Annotated in this window: 3 protein-coding genes; 2 read left to right on the top strand and 1 reads right to left on the bottom strand. The window is 70.2% G+C overall.

The annotated features are described in order from the left end of the window. The coding region (locus ABNT58_RS29555) for a citrate/2-methylcitrate synthase (protein WP_348756921.1) at positions 1–542 on the top strand (542 nt) is incomplete at its 5' end. Positions 543–560: 18 nt separating this feature from the next. Here the strand turns inward: ABNT58_RS29555 and gcvA are convergent. Beyond that, positions 561–1,460, bottom strand: a complete 900-nt coding sequence (gene gcvA, locus ABNT58_RS29550) for a transcriptional regulator GcvA (protein ID WP_348756920.1) — start codon at positions 1,458–1,460, stop codon at positions 561–563. 92 nt (positions 1,461–1,552) lie between these two features. Between gcvA and ABNT58_RS29545 the strand changes: the two genes are divergently transcribed. After that, on the top strand, positions 1,553–2,184 hold a 632-nt coding region (locus ABNT58_RS29545; protein ID WP_348756919.1), incomplete at its 3' end, for a DMT family transporter.

Genomic DNA, 2,184 nt, shown 5'->3' with positions numbered 1-2,184 from the left:
GCTCGGCCTTTTCGGCGCGCATCACCGCTTCCACCGGGGCCTCACTGCCGGCCTGCCTGCTGGCCGGCCTCACCACGTTTTCGGGGCCGTTGCATGGCGATGCCTCGGCCCGCGTGCGCGCGCTGTTCGACGAAGTGGCGCGTGCCGGCCCCGACGCGGTGATCGAGCGCCACCTGTCTGCCGCCGTGCCGTTGCCCGGTTTCGGCCACCCGTTGTACCCCGACGGCGACCCGCGCGCCGCGGCGCTGATGCCCGACCTGGACCTGCCCGTCCATGTGGCCCGGTTGATCGACCAGGTGGCCCGCCTCACCGGCCAGGCGCCCACCATCGACGTGGCGCTGGCAGCCCTGGCCGCCCGCCACCGCCTGCCGCCCGATGCGGCCTTTGCGCTGTTCGCCACCGCCCGCAGCGTGGGCCTGCTGGCCCATGCGATGGAGCAGCTCAGCGTCGACTCGGTGATCCGACCTCGCGGCCGCTACGTGGGCCCACCACTGGAAGCGCCGCCCACACCGCCTGCGCGGCCGCGGCGGGTGCGCCAGTGAGTGGCCGCCGCAAGCGCTTCAGGCGGCGGCAGCTTCGCGCGCGGCCTGGGCCTCGGCCATCAGCCAGCGTTTGAATCGGGCGGGGCCCTGGCGCAGGCCGCTGCGGCCGCCCTGCACCAGGTGATAGCCGAACGGCACACCCACCGACGCATCGAAGGGCATCACCAGCCGTCCGTCCGCCAGTTCCTGGCGCACCAGCGTCGGCCGCACCAGCGCGATACCCAGGCCGGCGACTGCTGCCTGCACGACACCGTTGCAATCGACGAACACCGGCCCGCGCAGGGCGTCCACGTGGGAGGCGCCCACCGCGTTCAGCCACAAGGTCCAGTCGCCGCGATGTTCGTCGTGCAGCAGCGTCATCCGGGGCAGGTCGCGGTCGATGGAAGCCGGGCCAGCGCTGCCCAGCAGGCGTGGGCTGCACACCGGCACCAGCGGGTCGTCCAGCAGTTTTTCGGCCTTCATGCCCGGGTGTGGCCCCGGCCCGTGCCGAACGGCGAAGTCGAAGCCTTCGGCCTGCAGGTCGACCAGGCGGTGCGTGGTGTTGATGCGCACCTCGACCTGCGGCGCCCGGGCCTGGAAGCGTGGCAGCCGCGGCAGCAGCCATTGGATGGCAAAGCCGGTGGTGCAGCTGAGGTGGACCACATCGCTGCTGGCATCGGACTGCAGCGCCTGCGTGGCCTGAGCGATCTGGCGCAAGGCGGGTTGTATGGCGTCGAGGTAGCGGCGCCCGGCCTCGGTGAGTTGCAGGCGCCGCGGCTGCCGCTCGAACAGCGGGGTGCCCACCGCCTCTTCCAGCTTGGCCACCTGCTGGCTCACGGCCGCCGGGCTCACGTGCAAAGCCTCGGCCGCGGCCTTCATGCTGAGCCTGCGCGCTGCATGTTCAAAGCAGACCAGTGCGTGCAGGGGAGGGAGCTTCATGATGAAGATGAACTTAACCGTGATGGCGAAGATTAGCTTGTGGCGCGAGGCGCGGCGGACCTGTAATGGCCCACCACGATTCCACCGTGACCATGAGAGTTTCCGACTATCTCCGCCTGTGCCTGCTGGCCGCGTTGTGGGGTGCCAGCTTCCTGTTCATGAAGATCGCGGCGCCGGTGCTGGGTGCGTGGCCGACGGCCTTCTTCCGCGTCTTGTTCGGCCTGCTGGGCTTGTGCGCCATCCTCGCGTTGATGCGTGCGAGTTGGCGCTTTCAGGGCAAGTTCAGGCACGCATTGGCCTTGGGCGTCATCAATTCCGGCATCCCCTTTGCGATGTACTGCCTGGCCGCGCAATGGTTGCCGGCGGGCTATTCGGCCATCTTCAATGCAACCACCCCGTTGATGGGCATTGCCATCGGCGCACTGTTCTTTGGTGAGGCCGTCACCGGCCGCAAGCTGGCGGGCGTGTGCCTGGGCTTGGGCGGCGTGGCCGCGCTGACCACCACAGGTCCCACGGCTTTGTCCTGGCCGTTGGCGGCCGGTGCGCTGGCCTGCCTGGTGTCCACCGGCTGTTACGGCCTGGCCGGCTTCCTCACCCGCCGCTGGATCACCGAGCGCGGCGGTCTGGACGCACGGCTGGTGGCACTGGGCAGCCAGTTGGGCGCCACGCTGCTGTTGGCCCCGGTGTTCGCGGCCTCGGTCGCAGTCCAGCCACCCGCCAGCTG

Source organism: uncultured Aquincola sp. (genome assembly GCF_964001545.1).
In the GTDB taxonomy this organism is placed as follows: Bacteria; Pseudomonadota; Gammaproteobacteria; order Burkholderiales; family Burkholderiaceae_C; genus Aquincola.
Note: the sequence above shows the minus strand (reverse complement) of the source record. Positions and strands in the feature narration are given on the sequence as shown.